This window comes from Devosia submarina, assembly GCF_003056345.1.
Classification (GTDB): domain Bacteria; phylum Pseudomonadota; class Alphaproteobacteria; order Rhizobiales; family Devosiaceae; genus Devosia; species Devosia submarina.
Genome location: NZ_PYWB01000002.1, coordinates 328,931 through 342,674 on the forward strand (window position 1 = coordinate 328,931; position 13,744 = coordinate 342,674).

At 59.3% G+C, this 13,744-nt stretch carries 15 protein-coding genes; 8 read left to right on the forward strand and 7 right to left on the reverse strand.

Features of this window, described 5'->3' with window-relative positions; translation table 11 throughout:
- The first annotated feature begins 55 nt into the window (after positions 1-55).
- From rpmH to yihA, 4 genes are all read left to right on the forward strand, one after another.
- Entirely contained in the window at positions 56-190 is a 135-nt protein-coding gene (gene rpmH / locus DDE77_RS04165; protein WP_108396167.1) for a 50S ribosomal protein L34, read from the forward strand.
- 14 nt (positions 191-204) lie between these two features.
- On the forward strand, positions 205-609 hold the full coding sequence (rnpA, locus tag DDE77_RS04170) for a ribonuclease P protein component (RefSeq protein ID WP_245895074.1): 405 nt from the start codon (positions 205-207) through the stop codon (positions 607-609).
- On the forward strand, positions 606-2,438 hold the full coding sequence (yidC, locus tag DDE77_RS04175) for a membrane protein insertase YidC (RefSeq protein ID WP_108396168.1): 1,833 nt from the start codon (positions 606-608) through the stop codon (positions 2,436-2,438). Before rnpA ends, yidC begins: the two co-directional genes overlap by 4 nt.
- 76 nt (positions 2,439-2,514) lie before the next feature.
- On the forward strand, positions 2,515-3,159 hold the full coding sequence (gene yihA / locus DDE77_RS04180) for a ribosome biogenesis GTP-binding protein YihA/YsxC (RefSeq protein ID WP_108396290.1): 645 nt from the start codon (positions 2,515-2,517) through the stop codon (positions 3,157-3,159).
- Positions 3,160-3,306: 147 nt separating this feature from the next.
- Here yihA and DDE77_RS04185 read toward each other — a convergent pair whose 3' ends face one another.
- The 6 genes from DDE77_RS04185 to DDE77_RS04210 form a co-directional block, all read right to left on the reverse strand.
- Complete coding sequence (locus DDE77_RS04185; protein WP_108396169.1) at positions 3,307-3,702, reverse strand: DUF1801 domain-containing protein; 396 nt, start codon at positions 3,700-3,702, stop codon at positions 3,307-3,309.
- Position 3,703: 1 nt separating this feature from the next.
- Positions 3,704-4,411, reverse strand: a complete 708-nt coding sequence (locus DDE77_RS04190; protein WP_108396170.1) for a glutamine amidotransferase-related protein — start codon at positions 4,409-4,411, stop codon at positions 3,704-3,706.
- Positions 4,412-4,533: 122 nt separating this feature from the next.
- Positions 4,534-5,022 (reverse strand): peptide-methionine (R)-S-oxide reductase MsrB, encoded by a 489-nt coding sequence (msrB, locus tag DDE77_RS04195; protein WP_108396291.1) that lies wholly within the window; start codon positions 5,020-5,022, stop codon positions 4,534-4,536.
- A gap of 163 nt (positions 5,023-5,185) precedes the next feature.
- On the reverse strand, positions 5,186-5,746 hold the full coding sequence (locus DDE77_RS04200; protein WP_108396171.1) for a fasciclin domain-containing protein: 561 nt from the start codon (positions 5,744-5,746) through the stop codon (positions 5,186-5,188).
- A gap of 150 nt (positions 5,747-5,896) precedes the next feature.
- Positions 5,897-6,622, reverse strand: coding sequence for an anti-sigma factor (locus tag DDE77_RS04205; protein WP_108396172.1), 726 nt, complete (start codon positions 6,620-6,622; stop codon positions 5,897-5,899).
- Positions 6,619-7,167, reverse strand: a complete 549-nt coding sequence (locus DDE77_RS04210; RefSeq protein ID WP_108396292.1) for a sigma-70 family RNA polymerase sigma factor — start codon at positions 7,165-7,167, stop codon at positions 6,619-6,621. Before DDE77_RS04210 ends, DDE77_RS04205 begins: the two co-directional genes overlap by 4 nt.
- A gap of 161 nt (positions 7,168-7,328) precedes the next feature.
- Between DDE77_RS04210 and argB the strand changes: the two genes are divergently transcribed.
- The gene (gene argB, locus DDE77_RS04215) at positions 7,329-8,231 is read left to right on the forward strand and encodes an acetylglutamate kinase (RefSeq protein ID WP_108396173.1); all 903 of its coding nucleotides are present in this window, start codon (positions 7,329-7,331) and stop codon (positions 8,229-8,231) included.
- A gap of 41 nt (positions 8,232-8,272) precedes the next feature.
- Here argB and DDE77_RS04220 read toward each other — a convergent pair whose 3' ends face one another.
- Positions 8,273-9,760, reverse strand: coding sequence for a DHA2 family efflux MFS transporter permease subunit (locus DDE77_RS04220; protein ID WP_108396174.1), 1,488 nt, complete (start codon positions 9,758-9,760; stop codon positions 8,273-8,275).
- Positions 9,761-9,993: 233 nt separating this feature from the next.
- Here DDE77_RS04220 and ilvA point away from each other — a divergent pair, with 233 nt between their 5' ends.
- From ilvA to DDE77_RS04235, 3 genes are all read left to right on the forward strand, one after another.
- Entirely contained in the window at positions 9,994-11,511 is a 1,518-nt protein-coding gene (gene ilvA, locus DDE77_RS04225) for a threonine ammonia-lyase, biosynthetic (RefSeq protein ID WP_108396175.1), read from the forward strand.
- A 189-nt stretch (positions 11,512-11,700) separates the two neighbouring features.
- On the forward strand, positions 11,701-12,954 hold the full coding sequence (locus tag DDE77_RS04230) for a YdgA family protein (RefSeq protein WP_108396176.1): 1,254 nt from the start codon (positions 11,701-11,703) through the stop codon (positions 12,952-12,954).
- A gap of 78 nt (positions 12,955-13,032) precedes the next feature.
- The gene (locus tag DDE77_RS04235) at positions 13,033-13,737 is read left to right on the forward strand and encodes a pyrimidine 5'-nucleotidase (protein ID WP_108396177.1); all 705 of its coding nucleotides are present in this window, start codon (positions 13,033-13,035) and stop codon (positions 13,735-13,737) included.
- The last annotated feature ends 7 nt before the right edge of the window (positions 13,738-13,744 follow it).

The following is a 13,744-nucleotide window of genomic DNA, read 5'->3' on the forward strand; positions in this document are numbered from 1 at the left end:
ATTCTTGCGATAAGCAATCAAACAAGAGGAACCGTGCCAGGCGCGGTTTAATGTCATGAAGCGTACTTACCAGCCGTCCAAGCTCGTGCGTGCTCGCCGTCACGGTTTCCGCGCCCGCATGGCGACCAAGGACGGTCGCATCATCCTGAACCGCCGCCGTAACCAGGGCCGCAAGAAGCTCTCGGCTTAAGGCCTTCTGGCCGCATGACGGCCATGGAGCAGCCGAGCACATCTTTGCGCCGGCTCACCAAGCGTTCGCAGTTTCAACGGGCCGCCCGGGGCAATCGCGCCGGGCGTTCTGCGTTTGCGCTGCAGGCCATTGCCGCGCCTCAGCCGGAACCCGGCATCGGCTTTACCGTCACCAAGAAGACGGGCAATTCTCCACAGCGCAATCGGATCAAGCGGCGCCTTCGCGCGGCTGTGACAGCTTGCGCGCGTGACTTTCAGGCCGCGCATGACTATGTGCTGGTCGGCAAGCCGGAAGCGCTGAGCGAACCCTTTAGCAAGCTGGTTGCCGATCTGGGCGCCGCGATCGTGCGCGTGCACGCTCCCAGATCGCCCCATGAACATAAATCCTCCGGCCGCGGCCCACGGAAACCGAATAAATGACTGACAATCGCAACATAATCCTGGCCATTGTGCTCAGCATGATCGTGCTGTTCGGCTGGCAGTTCTTCGTTGCCGGTCCGCAGCTCGAGCGTGCCCAGCAGCAGGCCCAGATCGCGGCCGAGCAGGCACAGTCCGAGGCTGCGCTGGCAACGCCCGCGGCAAACGCCCAGCCAGGCGTCGCTGGCGCTCCAGCGCCCGATGGCACGGTTTCGTTCCCCGATCGGGCCGCGGCAATTGCCGCAAGCCCGCGCGTTACCATCAACACCGAGGACCTTGAAGGCTCGATCAACCTGACCGGGGCGCGGCTGGATGACCTCGAGCTCAAGCAGTACCGCGAAACGGTTGATCCGGATTCGCCCATCATCACGCTGTTGACTCCTGCCGGGGCACCGAATGCCTATTTTGCCGAGCAGGGCTGGGTGCCGGCTGCAGGCGCGAATGTTGCCGTTCCCACTGGGCAGACTGTCTGGTCGGTTGAAGGGGAAAACACAACCCTGACGGCGGCGACGCCAGTTACGCTTGCATGGGACAATGGCGCGGGTCTGATTTTCCGCCGCACCTTTGCGGTTGACGAGCACTATCTGTTCACCGTCACGCAGACGGTCGAAAACGTCGGCACGAGTGACGTAGCGCTCTTCCCCTATGCGCGTATCGCGCGCCACGGGACGCCAAAGGTCGCCAATTTCTTTATCCAGCACGAAGGCCCACATGGCGTCCTAGGTTCCAACAATCTGGTGTCTAAGAAGTATTCCGACCTGCAGAACGACCAGCAGGTTCGCTTCGACAATACCAGTGGTTGGCTCGGTTTTTCGGACAAGTACTGGGCTACGGCCGTGCTGCCCAAGGCAGGCGAGCAGATCAATGCGCTGTTCTCCTGGAAGAACACCGGCTCGTATGACGACTACCAGACGAGCTTTGTGGAAACGACGCCGGTTGTGGTCGCAGGCGGTCAAACAGCGACGCATGAAAGCTATGTGTTCGCGGGCGCCAAGGAAGAATCGGTCATTTCGTCCTATGAGCAGCAATATGGCTTTGATCGCCTGGAGCTGCTGATCGACTGGGGTTGGCTGCACTTCATCACCAAGCCCATGTATTATCTGCTGACGTTCCTTTACGGCATTCTGGGCAATTTCGGCCTGGCGATCCTGGCCGTGACCGTTATCGTCAAGGCGCTGTTCTTCCCACTTGCCAGCCGTTCCTATGCTTCCATGGCCGCCATGCGCCGCGTGCAGCCGGAGATGAAGGCCATCCAGGAGCGTCTCAAGGACGATCGCCCTGCCCAGCAGCAGGCGATGATGGAGCTCTACAAGAAGGAAAAGATCAATCCGCTGAGCGGCTGCTGGCCGATCCTGATCCAGATTCCAGTGTTCTTTGCCCTTTACACCGTTATTTTCATCAGCCTCGACATGCGCCATGCGCCGTTCTTTGGCTGGATCCAGGATCTGGCGGCGCCCGATCCAACGAATATCTTCACCCTGTTCGGCCTGATCCCTTGGGATCCAACCGTGCTTCCCATCATTGGCGGCTTCCTGCATCTGGGCATTTGGCCTGTGATCATGGGCATCACCATGTGGGTGCAGATGAAGCTCAACCCGCCGCCGCCCGATCCGACGCAGGCCATGATCTTCAACTGGATGCCGGTGATCTTCACCTTCATGCTCGGGACCTTCCCGGCGGGCCTTGTGATCTACTGGGCGTGGAACAATACGCTCTCGGTGACCCAGCAATGGTTCATCATGAAGCGGCATGGGGCCGAGGTGAATTTGCTCGGCAATATCCTCGACAGCTTCCGGCGCAAGCCCAAGACGGCCGAACCCACCAAGTCCTGATCGCCATACAGCGTCAGAAATGTTAAAGCCCGCCGGACACAATCCGGCGGGCAAATTCTTTGAAAACGAGCCACACATGAGCGAAATCGATTATCCGCCCGACAGCATCGAACGTGGACGGCTGTTGTTTGCGCGGCCCTTCCTGTTCACCAAGGGCTGCGTACGCATCGCCGACCTGCCGCCAATGGATCGGGTGGAAATTGCTTTCGCCGGCCGCTCCAATGTTGGCAAGTCGAGCCTGATCAATGCGCTGTGCGGCACATCGGGCCTGGCGCGTACGTCCAATACGCCAGGACGGACGCAGGAACTCAACATCTTCGAGAGCCAGAGCGAGAATTTGCGCATTGTCGATATGCCCGGCTATGGCTATGCCAAGGCGCCCGAAGACAAGGTGCGTGCGTGGACTAAGCTGATCCACCAATATCTGACCGGCCGCGCAACATTGCGGCGCGTCTATGTGCTGGTGGACGGACGCCATGGGCCCAAGGACAATGACCTGACGGTTATGAACGAGCTCGACAAGGCTGCCGTCAGCTATCAGATCGTTCTGACCAAATCGGATAAGCCGCTTGCCAAGGACCTCGAGAAGGTCATCGCGGCGACGCGTGCGGCGATCGCCAAACGACCTGCGGCGCACCCGCATGTGATCCTTACGTCCTCGATAAAGGGCGATGGGCTCAGGGAATTGCGCACCGAAATTGCGATGCTGCTGGAAAGCTGAGGCATGGCGGTGAAGCTGCCTCGCGTGACACAAAGGCTCAGTGGTGAGCCCATCGAACCATGGGGTTCAAGCGCGCGGGCTTGAGTGCCACAACCTCGTCGTTCGGCAGGCCCGGGATGAGGTCTACCGACGGTTTTTTGGAAGGGCTTAGCGGGTCGTCATTGCTACCCAGCGGCGCAGCACCTCGCCAATGGCTTGCGCCTTGCTCGTCAAATCGGTGCTATCCTTAATTGTGATCACGCCTCGATCGGGTGCGGCCCAGGCAATCAGCTTGTGGGGGTCCTCGAAACGAAACAGATCGTCGGCACCCGCCTTCGCGCCACGGTGCAGGATGATCTGCACGCGGTTCCCCGGGTGAAGGCGCATGGTTATACGGTCAGCATCGCCTCGGCCGTAATTGGGCGCATTTGCCTTGATGGCTTCAGTTAAGCCGGGAACCGCGTCCAGGATCAGCTGGCGTAGCGCAACAATCTCAGACTTGCGGGTGTGATCCAGGCCATCCAGGAAGATGTCCACGTCAGAGAGCTTTTCCGCTGCAGCCATTTCAGCCTGCCTTCAAGAACTGTCCGATATATCCGGCAACATCGCCGCTATTGGATGGTTTTGCAATCGAGGCTAGCGCCTTGTCCACCACCTCATCAGCAACGGTGCCGCGACGCAACTCAGCCAACGCGATGGTATAATCGTCCAAGAATTCGGGATGCGGCTGCAGGCTCAGCGCGCGGCCGTTGCGATAGAAAAGCCCGGCATTGGGCGCGAATTCCGAAGCCAGGATCACATCGGCATCTCCTGGCCGCAGGATGATCTGGTCCTGATGTGAGCAGGCAAGCGAGAGCGCAGCCGGTGCGGCTTGCATGAACGGGGGGCGCTGAAGCACCTGATAGGTGTGCCGGCCAAGGCCCCAGCCCTTTTCTGATTTTCGAACGTCACCACCCAAGGCGTCTGCCATGATCTGGTGACCAAAACAGACGCCCAGCATCGGCGTAAGGGCGCAATAAGCGCTGCGGATAAATTCGCGCAATGGCTCAAGCCAGGGCAGATCATCATAGACGCCAGCTGGGGATCCCGTGATGACGATTGCTTCGAGATCAGCTGGATGGGGGCAAGGCTCACCATCCGACACGGCGATTGTCTCATAGGTAAAGCCCAATCCCGTGCTGTCGAACATGCGCTCGAACATTTTTCGATATGGCCCGAATTTCGGGCGCAACGGGGCGGGCACTTCGCCTGTCTGGATGATGGTGAGCTTCATGTGGGGCTCCAGCTATAAGCCGGTTCTTAGCGGGGTATTGGCCATGTGCAAAGCTGAGGCAGGGCCCACATAAACAAAAATCCCCGCCGGGGGCGGGGATCTCAAGATCGCGGCCGATGTTCCTATGCGGGCTGGAACTTCAGTGCCACGCCATTGATGCAATAGCGCAGGCCGGTTGGTGGAGGACCATCCTCGAACACATGCCCCTGGTGTCCGCCGCAATTGGAACAATGCACTTCGGTGCGTGTCATGAAGAGCGAGTTGTCTATCGTGGTGCCAAGGGCACCGTCGATATAGGTGTAAAAACTCGGCCACCCGGTGCGGCTGTCGTATTTGGTTTCGGATGTAAAGAGCGGCTGCTCGCAGCCTGCGCATAAAAAGGTACCGGCACGCTTTTCGTCGTTTAGCGGAGAAGAAAAAGCGTATTCGGTGCCTTCGTGGCGCAGGACATCATAGGCCGCTGGGTCGAGCCTTGCTTTCCATTCTTCGTCGGTCAACTTGAACGGGAAATCTCCCTCGGCCGCCTGGACGGACGCCACCGAGCGCAAAAGACCAAAGGCCGAGAGGGCAACAATAGCTGTTCCGCCCAGAAGCACGCTACGACGATCCATCATCATCACTCTTCCCGCTTGTAAGAGGCCCCGCATCTGATCCGCGGTGCGGCGAAGCGGGGCTGATTGAGTGCCAGTCTACGATTTCTGGCTGTGTCGGGCATCACAAGTTGTGGTGAGGGTAGACGCGCCGCCGCTCACCTGCAACTCTGCTCGCTGAAGCTTACGAGGACGGCAGCAGTACTTTGTCGATGACGTGAATCACGCCATTGGACTGATCCACATCCGCAATGGTCACAGTGGCCACGCCACCCGTTGCGTCCGTGATCTTAACGGCATCCCCGTCCAGTTCAAAGGTCAATTCGGCGCCCTGAACGGTTTCGGCCGAATAGCTGCCATCATTGTCTTCGATCAGCTTGATGAGATCGGCCGCATGGATATCACCGGCAACAACGTGATAGGTCAGAACTGCAGTCAGCTGGTCCTTGTTCTCGGGCTCGAGCAGGGTCTCTACAGTGCCTTCTGGAAGGGATTCGAAGGCAGCGTTGACGGGCGCAAAAACGGTGAACGGGCCTTCACCCGACAGCGTCTCGACCAAGCCGGCGGCCTGAACGGCTGCAACAAGGGTCGTGTGGTCAGCGGAATTTACGGCATTCTCGACGATGTTCTTGTCGGCATACATGGCAGCGCCGCCAACTTCCGGATTGTCCTGGGCGTATACGGCAGCGCCGGAGAGCGAACCGACGGAGAGCATGGCGGCAAGGGTAAGAGCACGGAGATTCATTGGTTTGTTCCTTCCTGTGTTTCGTTCCCATTCATCGTCTGGGACACGGGAAGCTACGGAGCTGCACGAGAGGCAGTTTCGGTGAGTTTCCGCCGAAATTTCGCATTTATCGTGAAACTTTTCGCAAGCGCTTTTCGTACGCGCAGCCCCTTAGATAGCGACTGCAGGCCCCACAGCCACAATAGGACCCTGCGCGACGCCAGTCGGGGATCCCCCCGTCTGCTCCAGTGTAACGGCTAGAACCGTGCCAGGCCCAATATTGGCCTGTGTAGCCGGATCAAGCGCAATCTCCAGCCGCTGATCCACTGGAATGACACCCATCGACACGGCCGGCTGGTTCTCGTTGATGTACCAGAGTTCGAAATCCTTGTTTGGCACGGCGGCACCCTTAAGCGAGGTAATCCGGACCTCGCCCTGGGACTGGTCGTAGACAGCCAGGAACTCGACGCCGCTTCCCTCCTGCGCCTGAAGGGCGGCCACCAATTGTATTGCCATCTGGTCCGCATCAAAGCGGGGCTGCGAAAGGTTGATTGCCACGGCGACTACCGCAACGGCCAGAGCACCTGCTGCAATGCCGCGCCAAAGTGCGAGACTGTTCCAGAGGGAAGCGCGTCGACCGGATTGCACCGTGTCGCCAAAAGCGCGTGCCTCGATGCGGGCAAGGAGATGGGGAGGCACAGGGGACTCGGTGTATTCATCGTCAAGGGCTGAGAACCGGTTGAGCCAAAAGTCACGCTCAGCCTGTAGCCCCGGATCGTTTTCGATCAGACGCCCGATCCGCTCATGTTCAGCCGCTGACAGCAAGCCAAGGACATACTCGGCCACAAGGGCGTTGCGGCCCTCGAAATCTCCGCCGATGTCATCATGTTCGCTCATACCGTCAGACAATCTTTCAGTTTCATCAAGCTCCGGCGCAACCAGGTCCGCATGGTATTCAGCGGCACTCCATAGCGGGAAGCCAATTCCTCGTAACTATAGCCGTCGAGATAGGCACCGCGAACGGCTTCGGCACGATCGGGTTCAAGCGTTGCCAGGCAGCGGTCGATTGCGGCCCGCTCTTGATTGTTTTGCGCAACACGTTCAGGGGACGGGTTGCCGTCCGGGATCTCCAGGGCAACGTCGAGATCATCCGATGCGGGGCGCCGCGCCCGGAGAATATCGAGGCAGTGATTGCGTGCCACTGCCACAAGCCAGCTGATCGGGCTGGTGGGGCCGGCAACAAAGCGATCTGCGCGTTGCCAGATTTTTACGTAGACTTCCTGGATCGCCTCTTCGGCTTCCGCGCGGTCCTTCAAGATACGCAAGGTAACGCCAAAAAGTTTCGCGCTTGTGCGCTCATAGAGCTGGCGAAAGGCCGATCGATCCCGAATTGCGCAGCGCGCAATAAGATCGGCGATCTCCTGGGATGGACTGGTTAGCATGGTCATGGCGCAGCGAGCCCTCCCCTGGCGCTTACAGAACGCTACAAAAACCGAAATGGATCAATGAGCAATCGGACCAATAGCGTCTTTTCCTTTCCCCATTCATGCTCTATGCCCGTTGCGGACTTTTTCCTGTCCATCTTAACCGATTGAGTCTTGCCATGTCCGATGAAACTTCCTTGACCGACCGGTTCAGTCATGACGCAGGTATTCTTGCACAGGCCCTGCCCTATATGCAGCGCTACGAAGGCAAGACCGTTGTGGTGAAATATGGCGGTCACGCCATGGGCGACGCCAAACTCGGCGCAGCTTTTGCCCGCGATATCGCGCTTCTCAAGCAGTCCAAGGTCAATCCCATCGTGGTGCATGGCGGCGGGCCGCAGATTGCCTCCATGCTCAAGAATCTTGGCATCGAGTCCAAGTTCGAGGGTGGTTTGCGCGTTACCGACCGGCGCACGATGGAAATCGTGGAAATGGTCCTCGCCGGCTCGATCAACAAGGAAATTGTCGCGCTGATCAATGCCGAAGGCGAATGGGCTATTGGTCTTTGCGGCAAGGACGGCAACATGGTCTTTGCCCGCAAGGCAGTGAAGACGTTCAGGGATCCAGACTCCAACATCGAGAAAGAACTCGATCTTGGCTTCGTCGGTGAGCCCGTGGAAGTGGATCGCACCTTGCTGGACCTTCTGGCTCGCTCGGAAATGATTCCGGTGATCGCGCCGGTGGCGCCGGGCCGGGACGGCAGTACCTACAACATCAATGCCGATACATTTGCCGGCGCGATCGCCGGCTCGCTGGGCGCCAAGCGCCTTTTGTTCCTCACCGATGTTCCTGGCGTTCTGGACAAGAATGGCAAGCTGATCCCCGAACTGTCGGTGCGCGAAGCCAAGGAGCTTATCGCCGATGGCACAATTTCGGGCGGCATGATTCCCAAGGTCGAAACATGCCTCGAGGCGCTGGAAAACGGCGTCGAGGGTGTTGTGATCCTCAACGGCAAGCAGCCGCATGTGGTGCTGGTGGAACTGTTTACCGAATTCGGGGCCGGCACGTTGATCGTGCGCTAGCCACCCATACGAAAAGGCCGCCTATGGGGCGGCCTTTGTTTTCAGGCTTCCACCAGAACCGGCTGGCCCGGCGCCTGCCCCGCTGTGGGAGCAGGCCGCTTGAAGAACCCGGCCATCAGCAACACAAGGGCAAAGCTGCCGACGACGTACCAGAGCGCGATCCCCGCCGCTCCGGCAAAGGCCTCGTGCTGGGGGGAGCCCGAGGCAAGGCCAAAGCCCAGATTGGAGAAGAATAGCTCGCCGATAAAGGCTACGCCAAGCGCGCCGCCGACCTGCTGGAAGGCCTGCAGCGCACCCGATCCTGCACCCGCATCGCGCGGCGGCACATAGGCCAGCACGAGCTGGAACAAGGACGAAAACCCGAGACCAAGGCCAATGCCAGCGATCAGCAGCGATGGCAGAAACGCCCATTGATCGATGCTGTCGGTAACGCCGGCGATATAGAAACGCAGCGATCCGATCCCGAGCACCAGCAGCAGGCCGGCGGTTGCGAGTCGCGCGCGGAGAAAGCGCGAACCCAAGCGCCCGGCAATTCCCGAGGCAATCAGGACACCTATCGAGAAGGGCGTGTTGGTCAGCCCCGATTGGAGCGGCGTGAAGTCAAAGCCACCCTGCAGCAGCAGCGAGATGATCATGAACATGCCCGGGATGCCCGAAGCAAAAACGGTGATCACGAAGGCGCCGAACATGAACTGCCTGTTGGTGATCAGGTCGAAATTGAGCAATTGCGGCTCGCCCATTCTGGCGCGCCCGCGCGTCCAGACAACGAATACGCCCATCAGGACCAGCCCTGCCAGCATCATGCCGAAGGCCCAAACCGGCCAGCCATAGGTGCGCCCCTCAACAATGGGAAAGACGACCGCAAGGATGGCAGCGCCGAACAGGACAATGCCGACGAAGTCATTCTTGAGTCCGGCATGGCCTGGCAGACGTGGGATCAGGAACCAGCCGGTAACCACCGTGGCGATACCGATCGGTATGTTGACGAGAAAGATGGGCTGCCATTCCATGCCAAAGAGATTGGCCGAGACCAGCACGCCGCCCAGGATAGGACCGCAAACCGAGGCCAGGCCAGCGGAAAGCCCGAACAGCGAGAAAGCCTGCCCCCGCTCATGGGGCGGGAAGGTGACGGTGGCGATCGCCAGCACCTGCGGCGTCATCATGGCGCCGCCGAGCCCCTGAAGGACCCGCGCGAGAATAAGAAGCTCAATATTGGGTGCAAGCCCGCACAGGGCTGATGCAGCCGTGAACCAGGATACTCCGATCAGGAACATCCGGGTGCGGCCGAAGATGTCACCAAGCCGCCCGAAAGGCAGGAGCCCCAGTGCAAACGCCAAGATGAAGGCTGCGACCACCCACTCGATCTGGCTGTCGCTGGCGCCCAGACTTTCACGCATCGAGGGCAGCGCGACGTTGACGATGGTGACATCGATCAAATTCATGAAGTTGGCGATCAGCAGCACAAACAGGGCCGGCCAGCGGCGCGGATCGAGCTCAGCAGGCGCGCCATGTGCATGGGTGTCAGCCATTGGGAATGTCCTTGGTCCATCCGATTGAAGCAGGGATTTCGACAGGCAGCAGCCCTGTGCTGCCAACAAACGACATGCCGCAATGTCGAAATCTCGAGGGCGCGTAGGCATACGCCTGCGGTTTCAATTATTCAATTGATGGCTCAACCCCATGTTCGCATGGCTGACCTGTGCGCTGTTGACAAACGAGCAGCCTTGGCTTCCCTCCCAGGCAGCCCCCATGGAGCAGCATTATGTTGGATTATGTCCGTCGCATACTGACATCATCGGTCTATGAAGCCGCCGAGGAAACGCCGCTTGAGAAGATGGAGCTGCTGTCTGCGCGACTGGGCGCTGAGGTATTGCTCAAGCGCGAGGACCTGCAGCCCGTATTCTCGTTCAAGATCCGCGGCGCGCATAATCGTATCGCCCAGCTGAGTGCCGCAGAACGCGCGCGTGGCGTGATCTGCGCTTCAGCTGGCAATCATGCGCAGGGAGTGGCGCTTTCGGCCACGCGCCTGGGGATTCGGGCCGTCATCGTGATGCCAACCACCACACCTGCAATCAAGATCGGGGCCGTACGTCGCTTGGGTGGCGAGGTGGTATTGTTTGGCGACGGGTTCGATGCAGCGCGCGCCCATGCGGAAGAGCTTGCGCGCAAGAACGGCTATGTCGTGGTGCATCCGTTTGACGATCCTGACGTGATTGCCGGCCAGGGTACGATCGGCCTGGAATTGCTGCGTCAGCATCCCGGCAACATTGGCGCCATCTATGTGCCGGTGGGTGGTGGCGGGCTGGCTGCGGGCATTGCAGCCTTCGTCAAGTTCCTGCGCCCCGAGATCCGCATCATCGGCGTTGAGCCCGAGGAAGCCGCCAGCATGAAGGCAGCTATAGCTGCGGGTCATCCAGTGGCGCTTGACCAAGTGGGGCTATTCGCGGACGGCGTTGCGGTGCGCCAGGTCGGCGAGGAAACATTCCGCCTGTGCCGCGATCTGCTCGATGATATCGTCACCGTCTCGGCCGATGAGATTTGCGCTGGAATCAAGGACATTTTTGATGACATGCGCGCCATAGCCGAGCCTGCCGGTGCGCTGGCGCTGGCGGGATTACGCCGTCAGGTCGAAACTGGACAGGCGCCCGAGGGCGCTCTTATCGCGATAAACTCGGGGGCCAATGTCAATTTCGACCGCTTGCGCTATGTGGCGGAGCGCGCCGAGATCGGGGAACGGGCCGAAGCGCTCCTGTCGGTGGAAATTCCGGAGCGGCGCGGCAGCTATCGCGCTTTCATCCGTCTTTTGGGGCAACGCTCGATCAGTGAGTTCAACTACCGCTTTGCCCATGGCACCAATGCCAAGATTTTCGTTGGCATCAAGCTTACGGGCGGTGACAGCGAGAAGCACGAGATTATCGGACAGTTGCAAACACACGGGCTCCATGTAACTGACTTGACCGACAACGAAGTCGCCAAGCTTCATGTTCGCCATATGGTCGGCGGGCGCGTTGCGGATCTGCCCGACGAAATGGTCTACCGCTTCCAGTTTCCCGAACGGCCGGGGGCCCTGCTCAAATTCCTCGAGGGGCTGAACGATGAATGGAACATTTCCTTGTTCCACTATCGCAACCATGGCGCCGATTATGGACGGGTCCTTGTGGGTATCCAAGTGCCGGCCGCCACCCGAAGCGCTTTTATCGCGCATATCGATGCCATTGGTTTCCCCTATTGGGATGAAACCGCCAATACTGCCTACCAGCAATTTCTGGCTAACCAGTAGAAGCAAAACTTCGCCGGCCTGGGTGATTTTGCCTGAGACCGTCTTATGTTTGCAAGACGACGGCATTATCTCGTGCCGGAGCGTTATTCTGCCGTATTGCGTTGCCATCCGCTTTGGGCGACTTGCCGATAAACATCAGCCTGCCCGATTGCCGCACCGCAAAACCTTCACCTGACCGGAGACGATTTCATGCCGATGCCTTCATTCAAGCTCCTGCTGCTCGCCAGTGCTGCGACTGGCGTTCTGATGCAGCCTGCTTCAGCTCTTGAGGCCCAGGCCTTCGTGGACCGGGTTGCTGAAGTCTACCAGCATATCGGCTATGATTTCGAATTCGGCCCAGCGACGCTGGATGGCGACACCGTTACGGTGGATGGCGTGACCGTCAACATGGCCGGCTTGGAAGGCACCGAAGACGAGCCGACAAGCTTTACGACGGATACGGTGATCACCTTCAGCGGGGTTACGGAGCGCCCAGACGGCAGCTACATGGCGCAAAGCGTCACCATACCCGATATCGACGCTGATTTTGCCGAAGAGCCCACCGGTCATATCACGCTGAGCGATATTCGCCTGGATGGTCTTTACGTTCCAGCCGGCGACACCGTTCCCGCGACGGATATCTTGCAGCTCGTGGCAAGCATCAGCACCGGCCCCCTCACCATCGAGCGCGAAGGTGCACAGGTGTTCGCCTATGAGCGCATGGAAGCGGCGAACACCTTTAATCCAGAACAGGGCAGCGATGCCCTGGTTGACATGACCGCCTCGCTGTCCATCACGGGCATGGCGCTCGACCTGTCTAGTATTGAGGAGGACGATCCTGGTGCCGCCGAGACCATTGAGCAATTGGGCCTCACCAATGTCACCGGCGACATCACCCAGCGCCTCACCTGGTCCATGGCCGATGGGCGCATGGTAGTCGACGAGTTCCTGTTCGACTTCGCCGATGTGGGTGCGCTCGACATCAATCTCGATATCACCGGAATGACCCCGGCCGTGCTGGACCAGATCTACGCCATGCAGGCGCAGATGGCGGCAACGGGTGAGGAAGCCAGCGAAGAGCAATCGCAGGCTCAGATGATGCAGGGCATGGCCATCATGCAGGGCGTTTCCATCGCCGGTGCTTCGATCCGTTATGACGACGCTTCGCTCGCCGGTAAGCTGCTGGACTATTTTGCCGCGCAGTCGGGTTCTGATCGCGCTGGGTTCGTCGAGGGTCTCAAGGCCACCCTGCCCGGCCTCGTGGCACAATCCGGCATTCCGGCGCTTAACGATCTTGTGGTGCCGCCCGTGTCGGCATTCCTCGACGATCCGCAGAGCATCGAAATTGCAGTCGCGCCGCCTTCGCCCACTTCGGTGCTGGTGCTGATGGCAGCTGCAGCCAATCCCGCGGGTCTGATCACGGCCCTGGGGTTGAGCGTCCAAGCCAACCAACAAGCCGATTAATCAAGGTGGGAACGGCGTATGGCGCCGTTCCCACACTGTTTATATGATAATTTCACCACTTGAGCGCATAGTGGCGGGATGAACGATCTTACGCCGCCGACCATTCGCAGCCTTTCCCATGTCACCGACTGGGTGTTTGACCTCGACAACACCCTTTATCCGCGCACATGCAATCTGTTTGCGCAGATTGATCTGCGGATCACCAATTATGTGATGGATTTAACCCAGCTCGATTTCGCATCAGCGCGCGAGCTGCAGAAGACCTATTATCGTGATTTCGGCACAACGCTGAACGGGCTGATGCACCAGCACAGGGTCGATGCCGAGCATTTCCTTGATAATGTTCACGCCATCGACTATTCGCCCGTCGAACCTCACCCCGAGCTTGTCTCGGTGATCAAGGACTTGCCCGGCCGCAAGTTCATCCTCACCAATGGGGACACCAAGCACGCTCGATCAGTACTTGCCAAGCTTGGGGGCGATGATCTGTTCGAGCATGTGCATGATATTCGCGCCATGACCTTTGTGCCCAAGCCGAACCGGGCCGCTTATGAAGGTTTTTTTACCCTTTATGACATCGATCCGACGCGGGCTGTCATGTTCGACGATCTGGAGAAAAACCTTGTTGTTCCCCACGAGGTCGGCATGACCACGGTTCAGGTCGTTGCAGCGCCAGACTTTGCCCATGCGCAGGTGGAAGCCTGGGAACTCGGGCGCGCCAGCGGCCCGCATGTGCACCATGTCACCGACAATCTTGCGGCGTTCCTGCGCGAACGCCCCTAAGCGATCC

What these genes read in the sequence shown, in the direction of transcription:
- msrB (WP_108396291.1), bottom strand. Translation starts at nt 5,022, where the DNA reads ATGGATCGTCGTAGCGTGCTTCTGGGCGGAACAGCTATTGTTGCCCTC.
- rnpA (WP_245895074.1), top strand. Translation starts at nt 205, where the DNA reads ATGACGGCCATGGAGCAGCCGAGCACATCTTTGCGCCGGCTCACCAAG.
- ilvA (WP_108396175.1), top strand. Translation starts at nt 9,994, where the DNA reads ATGTTGGATTATGTCCGTCGCATACTGACATCATCGGTCTATGAAGCC.
- yidC (WP_108396168.1), top strand. Translation starts at nt 606, where the DNA reads ATGACTGACAATCGCAACATAATCCTGGCCATTGTGCTCAGCATGATC.
- DDE77_RS04185 (WP_108396169.1), bottom strand. Translation starts at nt 3,702, where the DNA reads ATGGCTGCAGCGGAAAAGCTCTCTGACGTGGACATCTTCCTGGATGGC.
- DDE77_RS04200 (WP_108396171.1), bottom strand. Translation starts at nt 5,746, where the DNA reads ATGAATCTCCGTGCTCTTACCCTTGCCGCCATGCTCTCCGTCGGTTCG.
- yihA (WP_108396290.1), top strand. Translation starts at nt 2,515, where the DNA reads ATGAGCGAAATCGATTATCCGCCCGACAGCATCGAACGTGGACGGCTG.
- DDE77_RS04230 (WP_108396176.1), top strand. Translation starts at nt 11,701, where the DNA reads ATGCCGATGCCTTCATTCAAGCTCCTGCTGCTCGCCAGTGCTGCGACT.
- argB (WP_108396173.1), top strand. Translation starts at nt 7,329, where the DNA reads ATGTCCGATGAAACTTCCTTGACCGACCGGTTCAGTCATGACGCAGGT.
- rpmH (WP_108396167.1), top strand. Translation starts at nt 56, where the DNA reads ATGAAGCGTACTTACCAGCCGTCCAAGCTCGTGCGTGCTCGCCGTCAC.
- DDE77_RS04235 (WP_108396177.1), top strand. Translation starts at nt 13,033, where the DNA reads ATGAACGATCTTACGCCGCCGACCATTCGCAGCCTTTCCCATGTCACC.
- DDE77_RS04190 (WP_108396170.1), bottom strand. Translation starts at nt 4,411, where the DNA reads ATGAAGCTCACCATCATCCAGACAGGCGAAGTGCCCGCCCCGTTGCGC.
- DDE77_RS04210 (WP_108396292.1), bottom strand. Translation starts at nt 7,167, where the DNA reads ATGCTAACCAGTCCATCCCAGGAGATCGCCGATCTTATTGCGCGCTGC.
- DDE77_RS04205 (WP_108396172.1), bottom strand. Translation starts at nt 6,622, where the DNA reads ATGAGCGAACATGATGACATCGGCGGAGATTTCGAGGGCCGCAACGCC.
- DDE77_RS04220 (WP_108396174.1), bottom strand. Translation starts at nt 9,760, where the DNA reads ATGGCTGACACCCATGCACATGGCGCGCCTGCTGAGCTCGATCCGCGC.